This window comes from Pseudooceanicola sp. (genome assembly GCF_029213205.1).
GTDB lineage: Bacteria > Pseudomonadota > Alphaproteobacteria > Rhodobacterales > Rhodobacteraceae > Pseudooceanicola.
Window position 1 is genome coordinate 110,870 of record NZ_JARGNH010000008.1, and the last position, 23,886, is coordinate 134,755.

Below are 23,886 nucleotides of genomic sequence, written 5' to 3' on the forward strand. Positions count from 1 at the left end.
GCACGCGAATGACCGGCACAAGAACAATGAGCCAGCTGAGCTTTGACCTGCCCGCGATTGCGGCGCTCGGGCGCGAGGATTTCTTTGCCTCGCCCGCCAATGCCGTGGCGCTGGGAATGATCGACCTCTGGCCGGACTGGCCGGATCGCCGGTTGCTGATCGTCGGCCCCAGGGGCGCGGGCAAGACCCATCTGGCGCATGTCTGGGCATCACGCTCGGCGGCCCGGATCGTCGCGGCGGAAACGCTTGACGAGCACGACATTGCCGAACTGGTCTCAGGCCATCTGGTGGTCGAGAATGTCGATGCGATTGCCGGGACGGCCGCGGCAGAACAGGCGCTGTTTCATCTGCACAACCTGCTGCTGGCCGAAGGCCGGTCGCTGCTGTTGACGGCGCGCAGGCCGCCGATGTTTTGGCCGCTGACCCTGCCCGACCTGGCCAGCCGGATGCAGGCCTGCCACCTGGCCGAGATCGCCGCCCCGGACGACCTGCTGCTGGCCTTTGTTCTGGGCAAGCTGTTCTCGGATCGCCAGATCGTGCCCGACGCCGCGGTGATCCCCTATCTGCTGCGCCGGATCGACCGGTCCTTTGCCGCCGCCAATGCCGCGGTGGATGCCATTGATGCCCTCGCCCTGAGCGAGGGCCGCGATGTGTCGCGGGCGGTGGCGGCCCGGGTGCTGGATGATCTGGAAAGCCTGGCCGACTGAGCGTAGACTGTCGCGATGCCCAAACGTCATCAAACCGTCACATCCGCCGACGACAAGACCCCCATGACCGAAGCCGATTTCCTGAATTTCGACGGGCCGCAGCCCTGCCCGATGCCCGATCTGGACATCACCAGCCCGGCCCGGTTCCACAATCGCGAACTCAGCTGGCTGGGCTTCAACTGGCGGGTGCTCGAAGAGGCGGAAAACCTCGATGTGCCGCTGCTGGAACGGCTGCGGTTTCTGTCGATCAGCGCCACCAACCTGGACGAATTCTATACCGTGCGCGTCGCCGGCCTGCGCGCATTGGCCAGAGAGGGCAACACCAGCCCGGCCATCGACGGGCTGACCCCGGCAGCGCAATTGCTGCTGATCAACGAGGATGCGCGCAAATTGATGGCGCATCAGCAGGTCGTCTTTGCCACCCTGCGCGACGAGATGCGGGCGGCCGGGCTCTCGATCCTGTCGCGCAGGGAATTGACCGACGCCGACCGCGGCTATCTCGGCGAGGTGTTTCTGAACAAGGTGTTCCCGGTGCTGTCGCCGCTGGCCATCGACCCGGCGCATCCGTTTCCCTTTATCCCGAACATGGGCTTTTCCTTGGCGCTGACACTGGAGCGCAAGCGCGACCGGCGCAGCCTGCAGGCCCTGCTGCCGATCCCGCATCAGATCGACCGCTTTGTGCCGCTGCCCTCGCCCCGCGGCCAACACCGGTTTCTGCCGCTGGAAGAGCTGTTGCTGCTGCATATCGACCGGCTGTTCCCTGGCTATCGCGCGGTCGGCACCTGCACCTTCCGGGTGCTGCGCGACAGCGATCTGGAGGTCGAGGAAGAGGCCGAGGACCTGGTGCGCGAATTCGAGACCGCGCTGAAACGCCGTCGTCGCGGCGAGGTGGTGCGGCTGAAAATCTCGGCCCGCGCCCCTACCGAGCTGAAACGGGTGATCGAACAGGAATTGCAGGTGCGTGGCGACGAGGTGATCGAGGTCGACGGCATCATTGGCATCTCGGCGCTCTCCGAACTGGTGATCGACGCGCGGCCCGACCTGCTCTGGCCGCAATTCACCCCGCGGGTTCCCGAGCGGGTGCAGGACCACGACGGCGACATGTTTGCGGCGATCCGCCAGAAGGACATGCTTCTGCATCACCCATACGAGACCTTTGACATGGTCGTCCGCTTCCTGCACCAGGCCGCGCACGATCCCGATGTGGTGGCGATCAAGCAGACGCTCTATCGCACATCCAAGAATTCGCCCATCGTCGAGGCGCTGTGCGAGGCGGCGGAAGAGGGCAAATCGGTCACCGCGCTGGTCGAGCTCAAGGCGCGGTTCGACGAAGCCGCCAATATCCACCAATCGCGCCGGCTGGAACGCTCAGGCGCGCATGTGGTCTATGGCTTTGTCGATTGGAAGACCCATGCCAAGATCAGCACCGTGGTGCGCCGCGAGGGCGACAACCTGGTCACCTACACTCATTTCGGCACCGGCAATTACCACCCGATCACGGCGCGGATTTACACCGACCTCAGCTTTTTCACCTGCGATGTCACTCTCGGGCGCGACGCCACCAAGGTGTTCAACTACCTCTCTGGCTATGCCCTGCCAGAGCGGCTGGACAAGTTGTCGATCTCACCACATTGGATGAAGACCGACCTGATCGCCCGGATCGAGGCCGAGGCGGATCATGCCCACGCCGGTCGTCCGGCGCGGATCTGGGCCAAGATGAATTCGCTGATCGAACCCGAGGTGATCGACGCGCTCTACGCAGCCAGCGCCGCCGGGGTGAAAATCGACCTGGTGATCCGCGGCATCTGCGGGCTGCGCCCCGGCATCGCCGGACTCTCTGACAATATCCGGGTGAAATCGATCATCGGGCGGTTTCTGGAACATTCCCGGATTGTCTGTTTCGGCAATGGCCACGGGCTGCCACATGACGAGGCCACGGTGTTCATCTCTTCGGCCGACTGGATGAGCCGCAACCTGAACCGGCGGGTCGAAACCCTGGTGCAGATCGAAAATCCAACGGTCAAGGCGCAGATCGTGCGTCAGATCATGGCCGCCAATCTGGCTGACGTCGTGCAAAGCTGGGTGATGCAGCCAGATGGCCAATTCCGCCGCGCCAGGCGCCCTGCCGTCGGCACCCCGTTCAACTGCCACCAGTTTTTCATGGACAATCCGTCACTCTCCGGGCGCGGCTCTGCCGGGGCCGCCGATGTGCCGGAACTGACCCATGCGGCGACTCCTGGCCTGGCCCGGCCCAGTGCGGATGTTGACGTCCCCGCCAGCCGCCGCCCATAAAGGCGCGACGCCGGCAAGCGAATCGGAAGACATGGACGCAGCGAACGATGCCTCGCCGCCTGACTGGGGGCCTTTTGGCCGCCCCCTTTTCGATGACCCCGAAACCCGGGCGCTGAGCCGTGTCGGCGTGGTCGATGTCGGATCGAACTCGGTCCGACTGGTGGTGTTTGATGGCGCCGCCCGCAGCCCCGCCTATTTCTACAATGAAAAGATCATGTGCGCCCTTGGCGCCGGTCTGTCCGAAACCGGGCGGCTGAACCCCGAGGGGCGCAAACGCGCGCTGGCGGCAATCCACCGGTTCCAGCTGTTGGCGCATGGGATGCGGGCGACACCGCTGACCGCCGTCGCCACCGCCGCGATGCGCGAGGCCAGCGATGGCGCCGATTTCATTGCCGAAGCCGAGCGCCTGACCGGATTGAATATCCACATCATCGACGGGACGGAAGAGGCGCGGCTCTCGGCCCAGGGGGTGCTGCTTGGCTGGCCCGGCTCCTATGGCTTGGTCTGCGATATCGGCGGGTCTTCGATGGAGCTGGCCGAGATTGCCGGCGGCACTGTCGGGCGCTGCGTGACCTCGCCGCTGGGGCCGCTGAAGCTGGCCGATGTCAAAGGCGGGCGCAAGGGACGGCGTGGATTTATCAAGGCCGAGGTCGGCAAGCTCAAATGTGAAATGGGTGAACAACGCAACCGGCTGTTCCTGGTCGGCGGGTCCTGGCGGGCGATTGCCCGGATCGACATGGACCGGCGCGGCTATCCGCTGCACGTGCTGCACGAGTATCGAATGACCGCGAAAGCGATCCGCGAGACCGCCGATTACATCCAGAAACAAGACCCCGAGGTGCTGCGTGCCCGGTGCGGGGTGTCGCGCGATCGAATGGCGCTGGTGCCGATGGCCGCCGAGGTACTGGTCGAAATCGTGCGCGCCTTTCGCCCGCATGACATCGCGGTCAGCTCTTACGGGATCCGCGAAGGCATGCTCTATCAGCAAATGCCGCAGAACCTGCGCGACCGCGACCCGCTGATCGAGGCCTGCCGCTTTGCCGAACGCAAGGACGCCCGCCTGCCCGGCTTTGGCCGCACCGTTTATGAATTCTTGCTGCCGCTGTTCCGCTCGGCGAAACCGGAACAGCTGCGGCTGATCAAGGCCGCCTGCCTGCTGCATGACGTGACCTGGCGCGCCCATCCCGATTACCGGGCCGAGGTCTGTTTTGACAACGCCACCCGCGCCAATCTCGGCGGGTTGAAGCATTCCGAACGGATCTTTCTCGGCCTGGCACTGCTGCACCGCTATCGCAACAAGCGCGAAGGCACCCATTTCGAAGACATGTATGACATGATCCCACCCGAGCAGCAGCTGCAGGCGGAAATCGTCGGCAAGGCGCTGCGCTTTGGCGCGATGCTCTGGCTGGACCGGGATGCCGACATCGGCGAGTTGAAATGGTTCCCCAAGAAAAAGCGCTTGGTGCTGAACCTGACCGAGGCCGCCTGGCCGCTGTTCGGAGAAGTCGCCGCAGCGCGGTTTGGCTCACTCGCCAGCGCGTTGGGTGCCGAAAGCGAAATCACGCTGCGGCGCTGAGCGGTTCCCCGGCCACCGCCGCAGCGCCGCCTAGCCCAGCAGCGCGTGGCCCAGCAGCGCCGAACTCACCCAGGCCCCAAGCCCCCGAGACGCATCTCGTTCATCAACAGCCGGTCGTCAAAGCCCCGTCCGCCGATGAACAACGACATGGTAAAGCCGATCCCGGCCAGACAGGCCAGAAGTGAGGTGTTTGGTACACCTGGACGGAGAACCTCTGAACGCCGAATGCCATCGCGGTTTCTTCGAAACCGCAGCCGCCCAGGTCATTGATCCCGATATCGGCTACTATTCTTATGAAACGTGTTTGGTGCCCGCGGCCGGACTCGAACCGGCACGGCCATACGGCCGGGAGATTTTAAGTCTCATGTGTCTACCATTCCACCACGCGGGCAGGCCCGGTGAGCTTAGGCCATGGGGCGGCGGCGCGAAAGATGGCTGGCACAAAATTGGTGCGGAATTTGCGCACCTTTCCAAACCCGACCCAAAGAACCGGCCGCGCCTTGGGACCTGGTGCCGCAGGCTTTCAGCTTGACCTCGCATCGCTTTGGCTTAGCGTCGCGCCATGTTTCCATTGCGCGATCATAACCCCTCTGGGCGGTTCCCCTTTGTCACCTATGCGATCATTGCGCTGAATGTCGCGGTGTTCGTGCTGACCATGCCGCAGACCGTCGACATGGCCAGCTTGCAGGCTTTCTATGGCGAATGGGCGATGATCCCGGCGCGGGTGTCTGCGGGCGAAGGCTATCAGACTCTGCTGACCTCGATGTTCCTGCATGGCGGCTTCATGCATCTGGCGGGCAACATGTTGTTCCTGTGGATCTTTGGCGACAACCTGGAAGACGAGATGGGGCATCTGCCGTTCCTTGGCTTTTACCTTGCCGCTGGCCTCGGCGCGGCGCTGGTGCATTACTTGTCCGCAACCGGGTCACCGGTGCCGGTGGTCGGCGCCTCTGGCGCGATTGCCGGGGTGATGGGCGGGTATCTGTTGCTGTTCCCCAAGGCCCGGGTTGATATCCTGATCATCCTGATCGTGTTCTTCCGGGTCTTTCCGGTGCCCGCCTGGGTGATGCTGGGGCTGTGGTTCGGAATGCAATTGTTCAATGGCGTCGGTTCGGATCCGACCAACGGCGGCGTCGCCTATTGGGCGCATGCCGGTGGCTTTCTGATCGGGCTGGGGCTGACCATCCCGCTGTTCCTGCGCCTCGGCGGTCCGGCCTTCTGGAGCCAGAATCATGGCCGCCCGCCGCATCCGGATGCGAAATATCCATTGTCACCGACCCGAATCCCAACCGTGCGCCGCCGCAAATAGCACCGCCATCGGCGGCCGCCCCGCCAGCTAGACCAGCGAGGGCAACCAGAGCACGATCTGCGGGAATGACACCAGCAGCGCGATGGTCACCGCATCGGCCAGAAAGAACGGGGTCACGCCCTGAAACACCTCCTGCACCGAAATATCGTCGCGCACCCCGGCCACCACAAAGCAGTTGAGCCCGATCGGCGGGGTGATCAGGCAAAATTCGGCCATCTTGACCACCAGGATCCCGAACCAGATCGCACACATGTCGCCGGACATGCCAAAGGCACTGTCCGCCGCCAGCACATCCTCACCGCCATTCAGCGCCATCACCGCCGGATAGACCACCGGCAGGGTCAGCAGCAGCATCCCGATGGCATCCATGAACATGCCCAGCACCGCATAGGCCAGCAGGATCATCACCAGGGTCAGCAGCGGCGAATGTTCCAGCCCGGCGATCCAGTCGGAAAACGCCCCCGGCAGATCGGCAAAGCCGAGGAAGCGGACATAGACCAGCACCCCCCAGATAATGGTGAAGATCATCGTTGCCAGCTTGGCGGTCTCCAGCAGCGCATCCTTGAGCTGGGCCCAGCTCATCCCCTTCATCAGCGCCATCACGAACACCACCGCAGCGCCCAGGGCGCCGCCCTCGGTCGGGGTGCCCCAGGGGTCACCGCCGAAGGGGTTGTAGATGAAGAAGATGATGATGAAGACGACAAAGAAGATCGGAAAGGCCGGCGGCAGTGACCTGAACCGCTCTTTCCACGAAAACCCGCCCAGCGGCGGGCCAAATTTCGGCATCACCATCGCCAGACCGACGATCAACCCACCATAGACCAGCGCCGAAAAGGCGCCGGGGATGAACCCGGCCAGCAGCAGCTTGCCGACATTCTGTTCAACGATGATCGCATAAATCACCAGGATCGCCGAAGGCGGGATCAGGCTGGCCAAGGTCCCGCCCGCCGCAACCACGCCTGCCGCAAAGCGTTTGTCATAGCCGACCTTCAGCATCTCCGGGATCGCGATGCGCGCGAACACCGCCGAGGTCGCGACCGAAGCGCCAGACACGGCGGCAAAGCCGGCGGTGGCGAACACCGTTGCCACCGCCATACCGCCCGGCAACCAGCCGACCCAGCGTTTGGCGGCCTCGAACAGCGCCTGCGTCAACCCGGCGTAATAGGCCAGATAGCCGATCAGGATGAACGTCGGGATCAGGCTCAGCTCCTGGCTGGCCAGTTTGGAATGCGGCACCTGCCCGGCGGTTTTCACCGCCACCGTCAACGCCCAGCCGAATTGCTCCCAGGCGTAGTCCTTCTTGTCCCAGAATATCCAGATCAGCCCGACCAGCCCCGCCGTGCCGGCGGCAAAGGCGACGCGCATCCCCAGCACCACCAGCACCAGCATCCCGCCGGAAACCCAGAGCCCGATTTCTACAGATGTCATCGCTCAGCCCTCGCCCCGTTCAGCAACGCGTTCCGCACCGGCGACATGCTCGGCCTCTTCGGCGGCGAGTTCCGCCGCGCTCTTGACCATCGGCACCCCGATCGGTTCATCCGTGCGCTCGACAAAGGCCCTGGCATAGCCCCAGAGCTGCAGAACCAACCGCAAAGCCAGCACCGAAAACGCCACCGGCGCCAGCAGTTTGGCCGGCCAGAGCGGCAGTGCGATATCAATCGAACTGTCGCGGCTCCACCACGGCGAGGTGAAATCGAAACTGCGCAGGAAATGCGAATAAGAGCCCCAGATCAGCAGCGCCATCAGCAGCAGGGTGACCGCGGTGGTGACAAATTCCGCCGCCCAGAGCCCGCGGCCCTTCAACTGCCCGACGACGATATCCATGCGGATATGGCCGCCATCGCGCATCGCATAGGAAATCCCCATAAAGGCGATCAGCGGCATCGCCTGCTGGATCCAGTCGACGTAACCGGGCAGCGGCGCATTGAACAGATTGCGCCCGCCGACCGAAACCACCGCCAGGAACATCAGCAGCAGCACCGTCAGGCCCGACAGGAAGCCGAGAAAGGTCTCGATCCGGTAGAGGCTGCGATCCAAACGGCTGAGCAAAGAACCGTCGGCGCGCACAGGTTGCGATCCGGCCATGGAATCCCCCTTCGTCCCGGCCCGGTCTCAGGGCCAATGGGCGCGGCCTTTCCGACCAGGCCCGCTTTCGCGTCATCCGCGAAAGGTCCAAATCACCGCGTCACCCGCGCGAAACGCGGAAACCGGGGCGGATTGACAGCCGCCCCGACAGTCCCGGCGCAGCAGCGCCCAGCCCAGGCCCGGCGGGTTCCGGGATCATTTCATCGCACGATGATCGGCCAGCGCCTTTTCGATGGTCGCCAGCAGCTCGGCGCCGGGAATGCCCTGGGCCTCCATCTTGGCGACCCATTCTCCGGCAATGCCGGAGGTGGCGGCCCGGAATTTGGCCAGCTCATCGTCGCTGTAGCTGACTTTCTTGACGCCCTTCTCGGCCAGCACCTTTTCCCATTTTTCCATCAGCTTGCCGTAGGTGTCGATGTAGTAGGCGATGGCTTCGTCGATCGACCCGTCCAGGGCCGCGCGCTCGGCATCGGGCAGCGCGTTATAGGCGTCGATATTCACCACCACCGGGCAGTTCACGGTGCCGGGGTTCAGGTTCTCGGTCCACCAGGTGGCCTGATCGATGGTGCGAAAGGACAGATGCGCATGCGGCGCAAAGGCCACCGTATCGACCACACCGGATTCCATCGCATTGTAAGCTTCGGTCGCGGTGACCGAGGTCGGAACCGCGCCAACCGACTTGAAGGCTTCGCCCAGACCGCCGGTGGCCCGCACCCGCATGCCCTTGAAATCCTCAAGATGTTCGCGCGGATCACCGGTGCCGACGATGTTGTATTGCGGCATCGGCGAGGGCATCAGCAGCTTGGCATTCCAGCGCGCCAGATCCTTCTGTGCTGCCGGATGCGCGTAGAGCGCATTGGCAACGGCAACCTCTTCGTTCAGGTCGCGCACGCCCAGGAAAGGCAATTCGGCGGCGGTCAGGGTCGGGTTCTTGTCCTCGTGATAGCCTGCACAGATCTGCGCCATCTCAAAGGCGCCGATGCTGATGCCATCCAGGTTCTCGGTGTTTTTCGACAGCCCGCCATAGCTGATGTTCATGGTAAAGGCGCCGCCGGTCTTTTCCTTGACCAGTTCGGCAATCTTTTCGACATGTTCAGTGAATTCGCGGCGCTTGCCCCAGACCGAGACATTCCATTCGGTGGCCAATGCCGGTGCAGCAAGGCCAAGGATCACGGCCGTCGCAGCGGCCTTGGTCACAAAACGTTTCATGATTTTCTCCCTTGATGCGGCTTCTCCCTGCCGCTTGAGCAAGCACGGTAGCCCGCCCGGGCTGAAGATCAAGAAAAAATCCCTGCGGGAAAACCGGGGGAAAACGCCGGCCCCGCCGCCGCTGCGTCGATTGCGGCAATGCGGCATTGCCTCTGGCGTTTCGCGCAGATGCGGTATAGGCGGACCGCGACCCCAGAAAGAGACCCCTATGGACCTGCGAAACATCGCCATTATCGCCCACGTTGACCACGGCAAGACCACGCTTGTTGACGAGTTGCTCAAGCAATCGGGAGCATTCCGCGCCAATCAGGCCGTGGCCGAACGGGCCATGGACAGCAACGACCTGGAACGTGAACGCGGCATCACCATCTTTGCCAAGCCGACCTCGGTGGTCTGGAAAGGCACAAGGATCAATATCGTCGACACCCCCGGCCACGCCGATTTCGGTGGCGAGGTCGAACGCATCCTGTCGATGGTTGACGGTGTGGTGCTGCTGGTGGATGCCGCCGAAGGCCCGATGCCGCAGACCAAATTCGTGACCTCCAAGGCGCTGAAACTCGGCCTGCGCCCGATCGTGGTGCTGAACAAGGTCGACAAGCCGGACGCCGAACCGGACCGCGCCCTGAACGAATGCTTCGACCTCTTCGCCAATCTCGGCGCCGATGACGACCAGCTGGATTTCCCGCATATGTATGCCTCGGGCCGCAACGGCTGGGCCGATGCGGAGCTTGACGGACCGCGCAAGGATCTGTCGGCCCTGTTCAACCTGATCGTCAACCATGTGCCCCGCCCCCGCCAGATCGCGCATCAGGACGAAGATTTCCGGATGCTGGCCACCACCCTTGGGGCCGATCCCTTTGTCGGGCGGATCCTGACCGGACGGGTCGAGGCCGGCAAGCTGCGGGTCGGCGCCACGGTGCAGGCGCTGTCGCGCATCGGCCAGAAGATCGAACAATTCCGGGTCACCCGGATTCAGGCGTTCCGTGGCCTCGCCCAGCAGGACATCGAAGAGGCCCAGGCCGGCGACATCGTCAGCCTGGCCGGGATGAGCAAGGCCACAGTCGCCGACACCATCTGCGCGCTGGCTGTCGAGGAACCGCTGCAGGCCAAACCGATCGATCCGCCGACCATCTCGGTCACCTTCGGGATCAACGACAGCCCGCTGGCCGGGCGTGACGGCAAGAAGGTGCAGAGCCGGGTGATCCGCGAACGCCTGATGAAAGAGGCCGAAAGCAACGTCGCCATCAAGATTGCCGACACGCCGGGCGGCGAGGCCTTCGAAGTCTCGGGCCGGGGCGAATTGCAGATGGGCGTGCTGATCGAGAACATGCGCCGCGAGGGGTTCGAACTCTCGATCTCGCGCCCGCAGGTGCTGATGCGCGAAGGCGAGAACGGCGAAAAGCTTGAGCCGATCGAAGAAGTCACCATCGACGTCGACGACGAATATTCCGGCGCGGTGATCGAAAAGATCACCGGGTCGCGCAAGGGCGAACTGACCGAGATGAAGCCCGCCGGCGCCGGCAAGACCCGGATCATCGCCCTTGTCCCCTCGCGCGGGTTGATCGGCTATCACGGCGAATTCCTGACCGACACCCGCGGCACCGGTGTGCTGAACCGGGTGTTCCACAGCTGGGCCCCCTATCGGGGCGCGATCCCGGGCCGTCGGGCCGGGGTGCTGATCTCGATGGAATCCGGCACCGCGGTGGCCTATGCGCTGTGGAAGCTCGAGGATCGCGGCCGCTTTTTCATCGGCGCTCAGGCTCCGGTCTATCAGGGCATGATCATCGGCGAACATTCCCGCGACAATGACCTCGAAGTGAACCCGCTGAAGGGCAAGCAACTGACCAACGTCCGCGCCTCCGGCACGGATGAGGCGGTGCGCCTGACCACCCCGATCACCTTGTCGCTGGAACAGGCCATTGCCTACATCAACGATGATGAGCTGGTCGAAGTGACGCCGAACGCGATCCGGCTGCGCAAACGCTTCCTTGACCCGCATGAGCGCAAACGCCAGTCACGCGGCGCCTGAGCCTAAGGTCGCAGGGGGCGCTGCCCCCTCGGCCTGCGGCCTCACCCCCGGGATATTTTCGACCAGAGGAAGCAGGGCAATAGCTCCAGCTTCATCTTTCCCTAAATACTCCCGCCGGAGGCGGCGCGATTTCTGCAGGAAATCGCCACCAAACACATGCGCCGCAGGCGCGCATCCTGATCACGCCACCCGTTCGCCCTGGACCCAGACACCGCGCGGCACCGGCACGTTGTCGCAGAGCCGAAAGCGCAGCAGGTCGGCGCGCTGCCCCGGCGTGATCGCGCCGCGATCCCCTAGCCCGGTGGCCCGCGCCGGGGCACCGGTGACGCTGGCCAGGCCGCGCGCCATGTCGCCATAGTGTTGGCCCAGTTGCACCGCCGCCAGCAGCAGCGCCGCCGGGACATAATCGGATGACAGGATGTCCAGCACCCCGGCCTCGGCCAGATCCAGCGCCGAGACATTGCCGGAATGCGAACCACCGCGCACCAGGTTCGGCGCCCCCATGATCACCGCGATTCCCACTGCCCGGCAGGCCTTGGCCGCAACCAGGCTGGTCGGGAATTCGGCGATCCGGACCCCATGCGCCTGCGAGGTTGCGACCTGCGCCGCGGTGGTGTCGTCATGGCTGGCCAGCACCGCGCCAAAGCGGCGCGCCGCCGCCACCGCCGCCGCCTCGTGGCGGGCGCCGAGCCGGGCGTGCAGATCGCTCAGCCAGTCGACATAATCGGCAAAGGCCTCTTGCGAGATCCCGTGTTTGCCACGCACGAAGGCCTCGAATTTCGAGATATCGGTGAATTGCCGCTGGCCCGGGGTGTGATCCATCAGGCTGACGATACCGACCCGGTCCTCGGGGCCGAATTCGGCCAGCTCTTCGAGCAAGGTTTCCGAACATGTCTCGGCGCGCAGATGCAGGTGATGGCTGATCCGCAGCGCCCCGGAGGTGCGCATCGCCAAGATTTCATCGGCCATCGAACGGGCATAGCGGCGATAGCCGACCTCCGGATTGGTCAGGATCGACCCGACCCGCACCGCATCGAACACCGTGGTGATGCCGCAGCCCGCCAGCTCGGCGTCATGCGCCACGATCGCGGCGTGATGCGGCCAGCTGACCTTGGGGCGCGGCGCGATATGGCGTTCGATATTGTCGGTGTGCAGTTCGATCAACCCGGGGCTGAGGAAATCACCGCCGCAATCCAGCGCCCCGGCGGGCAGGGCCGCACCCTGGCCAATCTCGGCAATCCGGCCCGCGCGGATCACCAAATGGCCGGTCAGCACCTCGTCGGGCAGCACCAACTGGGCATTGCCGAGAATGATCTCCTTGCTGGAGAGGCAGGAATCCTTGGGCATGTTCAGACCTTTTCAGAAGAAATATGGGCAAGGATCGCGGTGACCGCCGCCTCGATCGGGCCGCTGTTGTCGACCACCAGCGCCGTGATGCCATCCGGCAGGGCGGCATCCGCCCGGGCCAGGCGGCGGGCGATGTCCGCGGGCGCCTCACGCCCGCGCGCCGCCAGCCGCGCGGCCAGGGTTGCAGGATCGGCAGTCAGCTGGATGACGATCATCCCGGGAAACCGGGCGGCGGCGCTGGCCAGCACGTCGCGCGACAGGTTGACCAATGCATCATGGCCAGCGGCCAGCACCGCATCCACCGTCCGGGGAATGCCGTAGTCGAGCCCATGCGCCTGCCAGGACAGCGCAAACGCCCCGGCTGCGACCCGGGACCGGAACGCCTGCGGCGTCACCGCCTCAAACACCTCGCCACCGGCCTCCGCCGTCCTTGTGATCGCCCGCTGCACCAGGTGCAGATCGGGACGCGCCGACACCAGCGCCTGCATCACACTGTCCTTGCCAACCCCGGAGGCGCCGACAATCGCGATCAGGCGGCCGCGGCGGCTCATGCCGCCTGCTCCGGCGAAAATCCTGTGACATCGACCTCGCGGTCGCAGAGCCGCGCCCGCGCCGCCTCGTCATGGAAAATCCCGATGATCGCGGCGCCGCGCGCCTTGGCCTCTTCGATCATTTGCAGCACCGTGTCGCGGTTCTGCGCATCCAGACTGGCGGTCGGCTCGTCCAGCAGCAGCGCCGGATAGCCATAGGCAAAGCCCCGGGCGATATTCACCCGCTGCTGTTCGCCACCCGAAAACGTCGTCGGGCTGAGCGACCAGAGCCGTTGCGGAATATTGAGACGCGCCAGAAGCGCCTCGGCCCGCGCCCGTGCCGCCACCAGGTCAGAGCCGGTGGCCAGCAGCGGTTCGGCAACCACATCGCGGGTCGCCACCCGGGGCACCACCCGCAAGAACTGGCTGACATAGCCGAGCGTATAACGCCGCAGAGTCAGGATCGCCCGTGGATCGGCGGCGACGACATCCACGTCACCGACCATGATCCGGCCCGAAGCGGCCAGGTAATTGCCATAGATCATCCGCATCAAGGTGGATTTCCCCGCCCCCGAGGCCCCGGTCAGGGCGATGCATTCGCCCGGGGCGACCTGCAATTCGGCCCCCCGTATCACCGGAATCACCGCGCTGCCCTGATTGTGCAAGGTAAAGGTCTTTGACAGGTTTTCGATCTGGATCATTGACTTACACCTGCAACACAGAAGAAACGAGCAGCTGGGTATAGCCATGCTGCGGATCGTCAAGCACCTGATCGGTCAGCCCGGTTTCCACGACTTGGCCATCCTTCATCACCATCAGGCGATCCGCCAACAACCGCACCACCGCCAGGTCATGGGTGACGATGATCGCCGACAGCCCCATCTCGCGCACCAGCCCGCGCATCAGGTCGAGCAGCCGCGCCTGCACCGAGACATCGAGCCCGCCGGTCGGTTCATCCATGAACACCAGCCGTGGCCCGGTGACCAGGTTGCGGGCGATCTGCAAGCGCTGACGCATGCCGCCGGAAAACGCCGTCGGGCGATCATCGATCCGGTCGCCCGAAATCTCGACCCGGCCCAGCCAGTCCAGCGCCTGGGTGCGGATATCGCCGTAGCGGCGTGCGCCAATCGCCATCAGCCGCTCGCCGACATTGCCACCGGCGCTGACATTCATCCGCAGGCCATCGGCGGCGTGCTGATGCACAAAGGCCCAGTCGGTGCGCGCCAGCCGACGCCGCTCCGGCTCGCTCATCGTCACGGTGTCGGTGGCAATCCCGTCCAGGTCGAACAGCACCTGCCCGGCATCCGGCGCCAATTGCCCAGCCAGGCAATTCAGCAGCGTCGTCTTGCCGGAACCGCTTTCGCCGACAATGCCCATCACCTCGCCCGGCCACAGCTCAAACCCGACCGCTTCGCAGCCGATCCGCGCGCCGTAATATTTGCTCAGCCCCGCGACCTGCAACAGCGGGCGATCAATTGGGCTCATATCCTTCATGTCAGCGCCTCCGCTGCGGCCGCCATCGCCCCCTGATGGCCGTCCTCGCGACGGGCGCGGCAGAAATCGGTGTCTGAACAGACAAACATTCGGCGGCCGGCATCATCCATGATCACCTCATCGAGATAGCTGTCATTGGCCCCGCACAGCCCACAATCCTGTGGCGCCCGGGTGCGTTCAAACGGGTAATCCTCGAAATCGAGGCTCACCACCTTGGTATAGGGTGGCAGCGCATAGATCCGTTGCTCGCGCCCGGCGCCGAACAGCTGGATCGCCGCCATCTCGAGCTTCGGATTGTCGAATTTCGGGATTGGCGAGGGGTCCATCACATAGCGGCCCTCGACCTTGACCGGATAGGCATAGGCGGTGGCGATCTCACCGTGCCGGGCAATGTCTTCGTAGAGCTTCACATGCATCAGCCCATACTCCTCCAGCGCATGCATCTTGCGGGTCTCGACCTCGGAGGGTTCCAGAAACCGCAACGGTTCCGGGATCGGCACCTGATAGACAAGGATCTGATCCTCGGTCAGCTCCTGCTCCGGGATCCGGTGGCGGGTCTGGATCACCGTCGCCTCGGCGGTGCGTTCGGTCGTCGCAACTCCGGCGGTTTTTTCAAAAAACTTGCGGATCGACACCGCGTTGGTGGTGTCATCGGCGCCCTGGTCGATGACCTTGAAGGTGTCGTCCGGGGTCAGTGTCGCCGCCGAAACCTGCACCCCGCCGGTGCCCCAGCCATAGGGCATCGGCATTTCACGGCTGGCGAAGGGCACCTGATAGCCGGGGATCGCCAGCCCCTTGAGGATCGCCCGGCGGATCATCCGCTTGGTCTGCTCATCGAGATAGGCAAAGTTATACTCGGACATCGGCGGCTCCGGTTCTGCGGGTAGAGTTGGAGAAAGGCGAAGGGACGTGCGCGCCGGCAGAGCTGCGCCGGTTCAGGTCAGCCGCCCGGCGACTTCGGCGATGCGGGTCAGCGCGCCGGTCAGATTGCCGGTGATGTCGGTGTTCCAGACCCGCAGCGGAGTCAGCCCCTGCGCCCGCATCCAGGCATCGCGCGCGCGGTCCGCAGCGCTGTCGGCATGGCCGCCGCCATCCGTCTCGATCACCAGCCGCTGCTCGGCACAGTAGAAATCGGCGATATAGGGGCCGATCGGCACCTGGCGGCGGAATTTCAGACCCAGCAAGCGCCGATTGCGCAGATGCCACCAGAGCAGGCGCTCGGCGGGCGTCATCTCCTGACGCAGCTGACGCGCCCGCGCGGTCTGAAAGTGGTTCTGCCACATGGGGCGCAGGATTGTGCAGATAGGATGAACGTCGGGTTAAGAGGGGTCCCCCCCTCACCCTGACCCTCTCCCCCAAGGGGAGAGGGAATCGCGCGGGGCGGCTGAACGCGGCGCATCTGTTCGACATCGGGCAAGGGCGCTGTTCCCCTCTCCCCTTGGGGGAGAGGGTCAGGGTGAGGGGCTGCACCGCCCGCCTCATTCCGCGGCCTCCGGTCGCGCCACAGCCGCCTCCCGCCGCAGCTTGCGGATCAGCTCGAGTTCGGACTGGAAATCCACATAATGCGGCAGCTTGATATGCTCCAGAAACCCCGTCGCCTGGATGTTATCCGCATGATATAGAACGAATTCCTGGTCCTGCGCCGGGGCGCCGACATTGTCTTCGCCCAGTTCTTCCCAGCGCAGAGCGCGATCCACCAAAGCCATCGAAATCGCCTTGCGCTCGGTCTGCCCGAACACCAGCCCATACCCCCGGGTGAATTGCGGCGGTTCGGTTTTCGAGCCGACGAACTGGTTCACCGTCTCGCATTCGGTCACCGTGACCTCGCCGATCTCGACGGCAAAGCCAAGCTCGGGAATGTCCAGCTCCACCGCCACCGCGCCGATCCGCAATTCGCCGACAAACGGGTGGTTGCGGCCATAGCCGCGCTGGGTGGAATAGGCCATGCCAAGCACAAACCCCTCGTCGCCCCGGGTCAACGCCTGCAACCGCAAGGCGCGCCCGGCAGGCAGGTTCAGCGGCTCGCGGGTCAGATCAGGCGGCGTGGCGTCACTGGCGACCTCGGCCTGAATCAAGCCCTCGCGGTCCAGAAACTCGGCCACATGCGGCACCGCATCCGGCGCCACCGGTGCCTCAGCCACAGCAGGCGGCTCCAGCCCCTCGGCGGCCAGGGCGAAATCCAGCAACCGGTGGGTGTAGTCAAAGGTCGGGCCCAGCACCTGCCCGCCCGGCACATCCTTGAACGTCGCGCTGATCCGCCGGTCAATCGCCATCGCGCCGGTGTCGATCGGATGGGAAAGCCCAAGGCGCGGCAACGTGGTGCGATAAGCGCGGATCAGGAAGATCGCCTCGATCAGGTCGCCGCGCGCCTGTTTGATCGCCAGGGCCGCCAGATCGGGATCATAGAGTGAGCCTTCGGCCATCACCCGGTTCACCGCCAACGCCAGCTGCTCGCGGATCTGCGCGATGTCGAGCGCGGCGACATCAGGATCGCCGCGCCGCTCTTCGGCCAGCCAGGCATGGGCATTGTCGATGGCGCGTTCGCCCCCCTTGACCGCGACATACATCAGCCGATCCTCGTGCTGCGCGGCAGCGCCGCGATGCGGCTGTCGCAGGTGAAATAGAAATCAAGACCGAGCGGGAACTGCGCCGCATTGCGCTGCAACGCCACCGGGTCCGGCAGGTTCAACGCGGCGGCGTCACGGATTCCGGGGCCGCGCAACCGGCTGCCGCTGGCCACCAGATCGCTCAGCTCGACAATCAGGGTGGCCGAGCGATCCGGATAGTCCGGCGTGCCCTGCGCATAGCGGTCAAGACCGCCCAGTGCCTCCCATGTGCCCAGCGCGAACATCGCATCCCCCGGCGCGACCAGTGGCGCGCCAAGATGGAACGCCACCCAGTCACGCATGGCCCGGTTGTCATGCGCCCCGGCCAGATGCAGCGGCGTTTCGGCATCACACAATGTCAGTAACAGGGTCGCCGCCGCGACCGAGACCGGTGCCGGGGCACGCCCGCCGCTGATCGTCTCGATCCGACCGGGGCGGGCCAGGGCCGACATCGCCGCGCGAAAGGCATGGGCGGCGGCAACCGGCGGAGTGTCGAACCCGCCTGACAGCGCCTCAGTATCAACACACGCGCTCATGCGTTCTCCCCCCGCACCATGGTAAAGAATTCGACCTTGGTCGCCGCCGCCTTGCCCGCACGGGCGTCGGCCGCAGCCGCCAGCCCCGCCTGCAACGGCATCAGAACCGCTGTGCGCAGCCGCGGCGCCGCTTCGGTCTGCATCAGCGCATCGATCACCGCCGCGTTCTGTGCCTTGGCGGTGTCGCGGCCCTGCACATAGGCGTGGCCAACTTCGCCGCTGGCCAGCTTCAGCGAACACCGGGTGACGCTCATCTCGCCCAGATTGAACGCCGCGCCGATGGCCCCGGCCCGTCCCCGCACCATCACCATGCCGATCTCGGGCGGGCGCAGCCAGGTGAACGCGGGTGCCGCGTCATACCCGGCCCAGAGCCGCGCCAGATCGGCGGCGGGCGCCTTGGCCAGCAGCGACATCCAGGCCTTGCGCTGATCATTGGTCGGGTCGGGCTGTGCCATGCAACACCTTGCAGATTTGTCTAGGTTACTATACAACTATACAACTTCCTACGCCGACCGACCGAGTCGCACAAGCCCCGCAAGGTGAAGTTTTCATGACACCCCCGACCGCCCGAACGCCGCTGTGGAAATCCATTGCCGAGGCGCTGACCGCCGATATCGCCGGGGGGCGTTATGGCCCCGGTGACAAGCTGCCGACCGAGGCCGAGCTGGCGGCGCGTTTCGGGGTCAACCGTCACACGGTGCGGCGCGGGCTGGCCGATCTGGCCGATCACGGGCTGATCCATGCCCGCCGGGGCGCCGGGGTCTTTGTCACCCAGGCACCGACCGACTATCCGATTGGCCGAAGGGTCAGGTTTCACCAGAACCTGCGCGCCGCCGGACGCCTGCCCGCCCGCGAAATTCTGACCGCAGAAACCCGTGGAGCTGCCCCGCGCGAAGCTGAGGCGCTGCACCTACCCGCGGGCGCAAGGGTGCATGTCTCGGAAGGTCGCTCATTGGCCGACGGTCAGCCGATCGCGCTCTACCGTTCGGTGTTTCCGGCCGCGCGCTTTCCCGACCTGCTGACGCGACTGGCCGAGACCGGCTCGGTGACCCGGATGCTGGCGCATTTCGGCATCACCGATTACATCCGCGCCTCGACCCGGCTGACCGCAAAACGCGCCACCGCCACCCAGGCCAATGGCCTCAGGCTGCGCGAGGGCGATCCGATCCTGCGCACCGTCGGCATCAATGTCGATCCCGAAGGCCGCCCGATCGAATATGGCCACACCTGGTTTGCCGGTGACCGGGTGACCCTGACCTTGGGCGCGGATTAGCCCCACCAGCCATCGCGGCGCAAATTTCGCGTGCCCCGCGACAGCTTGTCATGGCGGCGATACATTCTGGGGTTATCCACAGGGCAAATCCGGCCAATCGACCACATCACAGGACCTGCCCGCATGCCCCGCCCTCTTCCGGCTCTGCGCCTGACCGGCGCGACCATTCTGCGCGACAACGCGCTGCAAACCCGTTCGATCTCGGTCGCTGAAGGCCGGATCGCCCGTGGCCCCTGGCCGGAAATCGACCTGTGCGGCTATTATGTTCTGCCCGGAATCATCGACCTGCATGGCGATGCCTTCGAGCGCCATATCGCGCCGCGCCCCTCGGCCCCTTTTCCGCTGGCCACCGGCCTGCGTGCCACCGACCGCGACGCCGCCGCCAACGGGGTGACCACCGCCTGGCTGGCGCAGAGCTGGTCCTGGGAGGGCGGCCATCGCAGCCCCGATTTTGCCCGTGCGGTGATGCTGGCGCTCGACCATTACCGCCCCCATGCGCTGACCGATCTGCGGCTGCAAATCCGCTGTGAGACCCACACCGTCGAAACCGCCAATGAATTGCTGGCCAGCCTCGCGGCCCATGACATCGATTATGTGGTGTTCAACAACCATCTCGACGAGATGCTGAGTGCCGCCGCGACCCGGCCCGGCGAATTCGCACTCTGGGCCCGGCGTGCCGGACGCAGCCCCGAGGCGCATATGGCGCAGCTGCGCGCCGCCCGCAGACAGGCGCGCGAGGTGCCCCGGTACCTCTGTCGTCTGGCCGAGGCCTTTGACCGGATGGGCATCACCTATGGCAGCCATGACGACCCGGATGGCGAAACCCGCGAGACATTTTCGATGATCGGCGCCAAGATCTGCGAATTCCCAATGTCGCGCACGGCAGCGGCGCTGGCCCGTGCGGTCGGCGATCCGGTGCTGATGGGCGCCCCGAATGTGGTGCGTGGCGGCTCGCAGGCGGGAAATATCGCAGCGCTGGATCTGATCGGCGACGGGCTCTGTACTGCGCTGGTGTCGGATTACTACTACCCGGCTCTGGCCCAGGCCGCCTTTCGGCTGGTCGATGACCGGGTGCTGGACCTGCCCGCCGCCTGGGCGATGATCTCGTCCACCCCGGCCGAAATTCTGCGCCTGCCGGACCGTGGTCATCTCGCCCCCGGCAGCCGTGCCGATCTGGTGGTGATCAACAAGGCGACCCGTGCCATCGAAGCGACCATCGCCGGTGGGCGGATCACCCATCTTGCCGGCGAGGCCGCGCAGCGTTTCTTTGACGCGCTGCATGCCCCGGCAATCGCGGCGGAATAGCCCGCCGCACCGGGGTCGCCTCAACCTTCGTATTTCTCCAGAAACGCCGCCGCCTCAAGGGCACGGAAATCTGCCAGCGCGGCGCGGATCTCGGCGTGGCTCCAGTCCCACCAGGCCAGGGCGATCAGCCGCTCACCGATCTCCGGCGGCTGGCGCAGACGCAGCACCCTGGCCGGGGTGCCGGCGACGATGCTGTAGGGGGTGACATCCTTGGTGACGATGGCGCCCGAGGCGATGATGGCGCCGTGCCCGACCGTGATCCCCGGTTTCACCTGAGCATCATGGCCGATCCAGCTGTCATGGCCGATCCGGGCAATGCGGGCGTGGCGCTGTGCAAAGAAGTCCGCATCCGGCGCGGCATCGTCCCAGAGGTCATCCGAGCGATAGAGGAAATGATGCAACGCAGCGCCCTGCATCGGATGATCGGTCGCGCCGATCCGCACATGCGCGGCGATATTGGCAAATTTGCCGATCTCGGCATTGGCGATGTCGGCGAACTGGTCGCAATAGGAATAATCGCCAAAGCGACTGTGCAGCACCCGGCTGTGGCGGCGCACCTCGCAATAACGGCCAAATTCTGAGTCCAGGATTTCCACGCCGTCATGCAGAAACGGCCGGTCCGGGTGCAGTCGCGCCATGAGCCCCCCTTGCCATGCTGTCCCGGAGTCTTGCCGCCGATCTGTAACACTGACGTGACGGCGCCCTCACCCATGGCTTGTCTTGGCGATTTCTGCCGGTCAAATTGGTGCGGTCACTTTCCCGATGGACAAGAACCAGATGCATTTCGAGGGCTATCCGACCTTTCGCGTTGCCGCCTGTGACCTGAACGGCCAGATGCGCGGCAAACGCCTGCCTGCCGCACAATTCGACAAGCTGGGCGAAGGCAGCGTGCGAATGCCGCTTTCGGTGCTGAATGTCGATATCTGGGGCGCCGATATCGAGGGCAGCCCGCTGGTGTTCGAAACCGGCGATGCCGATGGCATCCTGCTGCCCACCGATCACGGGCCGGTGCCGATGCCCTGGCTGGGCAGCCCCGCCGCGCTGGTGCCAATGTGGATGTATCGCGACAATGGCGAACCGTTCGACGGCGATCCGCGCCATGCCCTGGCGACGGTTGTTGAGCGTTACACCGCGCGCGGTTGGCGGATCGAAGCGGCGGCGGAGATGGAATTCTATCTGGTCGATGATTCCGGCGACATCCTGACCCCGCCGTTGAACCCGAGCTCGGGCCGCCCCCTGCATGGCCAAGCGATCCTGTCGATCCGCCAGATTGACGCTTTTGACGCCTATTTCACCGAGCTTTACGAGGCCTGCGAGGCGATGGAAATCCCCGCCGAATCCGCAATTTCAGAAGCCGGGCTTGGCCAGTTCGAAGTGAACCTGGCGCATCGCGACGCGATGGCCGCCGCCGATGACGCGTTCCTGTTCAAGGCGCTGGTGCGCGGGCTGGCACGCAAACACGGGATGGCCGCCACCTTTATGGCCAAACCCTTTGCCGAGGATGCCGGCAACGGCATGCATGTGCATTTCTCGGTGCTGGATCGCGACGGCAACAATATCTTTGACAATGGCGGGTCCAAGGGCACCGATCTGCTGCTGAACGCGGTCGCCGGGTGCCTGGCTTGCATGGCGCCCTCGACGCTGGTGTTTGCGCCGCACGGCCCCAGCTATGACCGGATCGTGCCCGGCGCCCATGCCCCATTCGGCGCCTGCTGGGCCTATGAGAACCGCACCGCGGCCATTCGCATTCCCGGCGGCCCGGCCAGGGCGCGGCGAATCGAACACCGGGTCTCCAGTGGCGACAACAACCCCTATCTGGCCATGGCGATGATGCTCGGCGCGGCGATGGTGGGGATCGAGGATGGCCTGACTCCGCCCGCCCCGATCACCGGCAATGCCTATGCGTTGAACCTGCCGGGGCTGGAACCGGACTGGGCCAGCGCCCTCGCCCGGTTCGAAGCCGATCCGCTGGTCGCCCGCATCCTGCCCGCCGGGCTGATCCGAAATTACTGCGCCACCAAGCGTCAGGAAATGCTGCACCTGGCCGAGGTGCCGAATGACGACCGCTGGAAGGTCTATCTGGAAAGCGCCTAGGCGGCAGGCCCCGCCGCTGCGCGCGGCAGGATCACCCGCCAGAACCGCGCCATCATCGTCACTGCCGCCACCGCCAGCCCGGCGGCCAGGCCCAGCCAGATGCCGACCCCGCCCCAGCCCGCGACAAACCCCAGACCATAGGCGCAGGGCAGGCCCACCGCCCAATAGGCAATCACCGCATAGACCATCGGCACCCTTGTGTCCTTGGCGCCGCGCAGCAGGCCCAGCGCCATCACCTGGGTGGCATCGACCAGCTGGAACAGCGCCGCCGCCGCGATCAGGTGACGCCCGATGGCGATGACCTGCGCCCGGTCCGGCTCCTCCGGTGACAGGAACAACCCGATCAGCCAGCCCGGCACCGCCAGAAAGATCACCACAGTCAGCAGCACCGCGGCCGCCGACAGGGCAACCGCCGCCAGCGCGCCGTCGCGCAGCCCCGCCGTGTCACGCCGCCCGATTGCCCGCCCGGCGCGGATCGTCGCGGTATTGGCCAGCCCGACATGGATCATAAAGGTCAACGAGACGATCTGCAGCGCGATCCCATGTGCCGCCAGATCGAGGATGCCGATCCAGCCCATCATAAAGGTCGCCGCCGCAAACAGCCCGACCTCGGTCAGGGTGGTGACACCAATCGGCCAACCGAGGCGGAACACCGCGCCGAACGCCTCCCAATCCGGTTTCCAGAAACGGCGGAACAGCGCGGTTTCCGGGGTGGCGCGCTGCACATAGATCACCAGCCCGGCAAGCGAGGTCAGCTGCACCAGAAGCGAGGCCAGCGCCGCACCGCGCACCCCCATCTCCGGCGCGCCCCAATGGCCAAAGATAAAGACGTGATTGCCCAGCGCATTCACCAGCACCGCCAGCAGGGTCACCCACATCACCACCCGGGTGCGCTCCAGCGCCGAAAGATGGCTTTTCAGCACCATCACCCCCAACGCCGGAAAGATGCCCCAGCCGTAGATCGACAGGTACTCTCCGGCAATCGCCGCCAGCGCCGGATCCTGGCCCAACGCGATCATCAGCGGTTCGGCCAGCAGCAGCAGCGGCAGCGCCGCCAGCGCATAAAGGCCGGTGATCCACAGGCTCATCCGGGTGGCACGGCGGGCGGTGATGGTGTCGCCACGGCCCTCGGCCTCGGCCACCAGCGGCGTCAGCGCCCAGGCAAAGCCACTGCCAGCAATGAACAGGATAAAGAACAAGGTCGAGCCCAGCACCTCGCCCGCCAACACCTCGACGTCATACCAGCCGAGCATCAGCGTATCGGCGACCTGCACCAGGAATTGCGCCACATGACTGCCGATCAACGGCAGGCCAAGGGTCAGGATCGCCCCCACATGTTCGCGATATGTCGTCAGACGGCTCATCACCGGGCTTTAGGCCCGCCAGGATCACACGGCAAGCCTGCCGACGCGCGATGCGGCGCACAGGCGCCCGTGCGATCTGCGCGAAACCCCACCGTCTTGCCTTTCGACCGCGCCGCGTGCTTGCGCCCTG

Annotated in this window: 23 protein-coding genes and 1 tRNA gene; 8 read left to right on the plus strand and 16 right to left on the minus strand. The window is 65.3% G+C overall.

Annotation, left to right across the window (positions count from 1 at the left end; translation table 11 throughout):
• The first annotated feature begins 8 nt into the window (after positions 1 to 8).
• The 3 genes from P1U48_RS08760 (at position 9) to P1U48_RS08770 (ending at position 4,575) form a co-directional block, all read left to right on the plus strand.
• Positions 9 to 707, plus strand: coding sequence for a DnaA/Hda family protein (locus tag P1U48_RS08760; RefSeq protein ID WP_301068578.1), 699 nt, complete (start codon positions 9 to 11; stop codon positions 705 to 707).
• Between the two features lie 63 nt (positions 708 to 770).
• Positions 771 to 2,999 (plus strand): RNA degradosome polyphosphate kinase, encoded by a 2,229-nt coding sequence (locus P1U48_RS08765; RefSeq protein WP_301068616.1) that lies wholly within the window; start codon positions 771 to 773, stop codon positions 2,997 to 2,999.
• A 31-nt stretch (positions 3,000 to 3,030) separates the two neighbouring features.
• A complete protein-coding gene (locus P1U48_RS08770) occupies positions 3,031 to 4,575 on the plus strand; it encodes a Ppx/GppA family phosphatase (RefSeq protein ID WP_301068579.1) in 1,545 nt (514 codons plus the stop codon).
• A gap of 65 nt (positions 4,576 to 4,640) precedes the next feature.
• Here the strand turns inward: P1U48_RS08770 and P1U48_RS08775 are convergent, their stop codons facing one another.
• Complete coding sequence (locus tag P1U48_RS08775; RefSeq protein WP_301068617.1) at positions 4,641 to 4,724, minus strand: hypothetical protein; 84 nt, start codon at positions 4,722 to 4,724, stop codon at positions 4,641 to 4,643.
• Positions 4,725 to 4,880: 156 nt separating this feature from the next.
• Positions 4,881 to 4,966 (minus strand) — tRNA-Leu (locus P1U48_RS08780).
• A 171-nt stretch (positions 4,967 to 5,137) separates the two neighbouring features.
• On the opposite strand from P1U48_RS08780, the gene P1U48_RS08785 reads away from it, so the two are divergent.
• A complete protein-coding gene (locus P1U48_RS08785; RefSeq protein ID WP_301068580.1) occupies positions 5,138 to 5,884 on the plus strand; it encodes a rhomboid family intramembrane serine protease in 747 nt (248 codons plus the stop codon).
• A gap of 27 nt (positions 5,885 to 5,911) precedes the next feature.
• Here the strand turns inward: P1U48_RS08785 and P1U48_RS08790 are convergent, their stop codons facing one another.
• The 3 genes from P1U48_RS08790 to P1U48_RS08800 all read right to left on the minus strand — a co-directional run bounded on the left by P1U48_RS08790 (position 5,912) and on the right by P1U48_RS08800 (position 9,178).
• On the minus strand, positions 5,912 to 7,312 hold the full coding sequence (locus tag P1U48_RS08790) for a TRAP transporter large permease (RefSeq protein WP_301068581.1): 1,401 nt from the start codon (positions 7,310 to 7,312) through the stop codon (positions 5,912 to 5,914).
• Between the two features lie 3 nt (positions 7,313 to 7,315).
• The gene (locus P1U48_RS08795; RefSeq protein WP_301068582.1) at positions 7,316 to 7,969 is read right to left on the minus strand and encodes a TRAP transporter small permease; all 654 of its coding nucleotides are present in this window, start codon (positions 7,967 to 7,969) and stop codon (positions 7,316 to 7,318) included.
• A 195-nt stretch (positions 7,970 to 8,164) separates the two neighbouring features.
• Positions 8,165 to 9,178 (minus strand): C4-dicarboxylate TRAP transporter substrate-binding protein, encoded by a 1,014-nt coding sequence (locus P1U48_RS08800; RefSeq protein ID WP_301068583.1) that lies wholly within the window; start codon positions 9,176 to 9,178, stop codon positions 8,165 to 8,167.
• 208 nt (positions 9,179 to 9,386) lie between these two features.
• On the opposite strand from P1U48_RS08800, the gene typA reads away from it, so the two are divergent.
• A complete protein-coding gene (gene typA / locus P1U48_RS08805) occupies positions 9,387 to 11,207 on the plus strand; it encodes a translational GTPase TypA (RefSeq protein ID WP_301068585.1) in 1,821 nt (606 codons plus the stop codon).
• Between the two features lie 180 nt (positions 11,208 to 11,387).
• On the opposite strand, the gene P1U48_RS08810 is transcribed toward typA, so the two are convergent.
• The 9 genes from P1U48_RS08810 to phnG all read right to left on the minus strand — a co-directional run bounded on the left by P1U48_RS08810 (position 11,388) and on the right by phnG (position 18,175).
• The gene (locus P1U48_RS08810) at positions 11,388 to 12,554 is read right to left on the minus strand and encodes an alpha-D-ribose 1-methylphosphonate 5-triphosphate diphosphatase (protein ID WP_301068586.1); all 1,167 of its coding nucleotides are present in this window, start codon (positions 12,552 to 12,554) and stop codon (positions 11,388 to 11,390) included.
• Between the two features lie 2 nt (positions 12,555 to 12,556).
• Positions 12,557 to 13,105 carry a phosphonate metabolism protein/1,5-bisphosphokinase (PRPP-forming) PhnN gene (gene phnN / locus P1U48_RS08815; RefSeq protein WP_301068587.1) on the minus strand — a complete coding sequence of 183 codons (549 nt, stop codon included), beginning with the start codon at positions 13,103 to 13,105 and terminating at the stop codon, positions 12,557 to 12,559.
• Positions 13,102 to 13,785 (minus strand): phosphonate C-P lyase system protein PhnL, encoded by a 684-nt coding sequence (gene phnL / locus P1U48_RS08820; protein WP_301068589.1) that lies wholly within the window; start codon positions 13,783 to 13,785, stop codon positions 13,102 to 13,104. The genes phnN and phnL overlap by 4 nt, the downstream gene beginning before the upstream one ends.
• Before the next feature lie 4 nt (positions 13,786 to 13,789).
• Positions 13,790 to 14,569, minus strand: a complete 780-nt coding sequence (gene phnK, locus P1U48_RS08825) for a phosphonate C-P lyase system protein PhnK (RefSeq protein ID WP_301068618.1) — start codon at positions 14,567 to 14,569, stop codon at positions 13,790 to 13,792.
• A gap of 5 nt (positions 14,570 to 14,574) precedes the next feature.
• Positions 14,575 to 15,441, minus strand: a complete 867-nt coding sequence (locus P1U48_RS08830; protein ID WP_301068591.1) for an alpha-D-ribose 1-methylphosphonate 5-phosphate C-P-lyase PhnJ — start codon at positions 15,439 to 15,441, stop codon at positions 14,575 to 14,577.
• A 72-nt stretch (positions 15,442 to 15,513) separates the two neighbouring features.
• Positions 15,514 to 15,861 (minus strand): endonuclease domain-containing protein, encoded by a 348-nt coding sequence (locus P1U48_RS08835; protein WP_301068592.1) that lies wholly within the window; start codon positions 15,859 to 15,861, stop codon positions 15,514 to 15,516.
• 195 nt (positions 15,862 to 16,056) lie between these two features.
• Positions 16,057 to 17,145, minus strand: a complete 1,089-nt coding sequence (locus tag P1U48_RS08840) for a carbon-phosphorus lyase complex subunit PhnI (RefSeq protein WP_301068593.1) — start codon at positions 17,143 to 17,145, stop codon at positions 16,057 to 16,059.
• A complete protein-coding gene (phnH, locus tag P1U48_RS08845) occupies positions 17,145 to 17,720 on the minus strand; it encodes a phosphonate C-P lyase system protein PhnH (RefSeq protein ID WP_301068594.1) in 576 nt (191 codons plus the stop codon). The genes P1U48_RS08840 and phnH overlap by 1 nt, the downstream gene beginning before the upstream one ends.
• Positions 17,717 to 18,175 carry a phosphonate C-P lyase system protein PhnG gene (gene phnG, locus P1U48_RS08850; RefSeq protein ID WP_301068595.1) on the minus strand — a complete coding sequence of 153 codons (459 nt, stop codon included), beginning with the start codon at positions 18,173 to 18,175 and terminating at the stop codon, positions 17,717 to 17,719. Before phnG ends, phnH begins: the two co-directional genes overlap by 4 nt.
• A 95-nt stretch (positions 18,176 to 18,270) precedes the next feature.
• Between phnG and phnF the strand changes: the two genes are divergently transcribed.
• Positions 18,271 to 18,993 (plus strand): phosphonate metabolism transcriptional regulator PhnF, encoded by a 723-nt coding sequence (gene phnF, locus P1U48_RS08855; protein ID WP_301068597.1) that lies wholly within the window; start codon positions 18,271 to 18,273, stop codon positions 18,991 to 18,993.
• Between the two features lie 123 nt (positions 18,994 to 19,116).
• On the plus strand, positions 19,117 to 20,298 hold the full coding sequence (locus P1U48_RS08860; protein WP_301068598.1) for an alpha-D-ribose 1-methylphosphonate 5-triphosphate diphosphatase: 1,182 nt from the start codon (positions 19,117 to 19,119) through the stop codon (positions 20,296 to 20,298).
• Positions 20,299 to 20,318: 20 nt separating this feature from the next.
• Here P1U48_RS08860 and P1U48_RS08865 read toward each other — a convergent pair whose 3' ends face one another.
• Positions 20,319 to 20,936: a chloramphenicol acetyltransferase gene (locus tag P1U48_RS08865; protein ID WP_301068599.1), complete on the minus strand. Its 618-nt coding sequence runs from the start codon at positions 20,934 to 20,936 to the stop codon at positions 20,319 to 20,321.
• A gap of 124 nt (positions 20,937 to 21,060) precedes the next feature.
• Between P1U48_RS08865 and P1U48_RS08870 the strand changes: the two genes are divergently transcribed.
• Positions 21,061 to 22,392 carry a glutamine synthetase family protein gene (locus tag P1U48_RS08870; RefSeq protein WP_301068601.1) on the plus strand — a complete coding sequence of 444 codons (1,332 nt, stop codon included), beginning with the start codon at positions 21,061 to 21,063 and terminating at the stop codon, positions 22,390 to 22,392.
• Here P1U48_RS08870 and P1U48_RS08875 read toward each other — a convergent pair.
• Positions 22,389 to 23,756 carry an MATE family efflux transporter gene (locus P1U48_RS08875; protein WP_301068603.1) on the minus strand — a complete coding sequence of 456 codons (1,368 nt, stop codon included), beginning with the start codon at positions 23,754 to 23,756 and terminating at the stop codon, positions 22,389 to 22,391. The two genes, P1U48_RS08870 and P1U48_RS08875, sit on opposite strands and share 4 nt — an antisense overlap.
• Positions 23,757 to 23,886 lie beyond the last annotated feature (130 nt).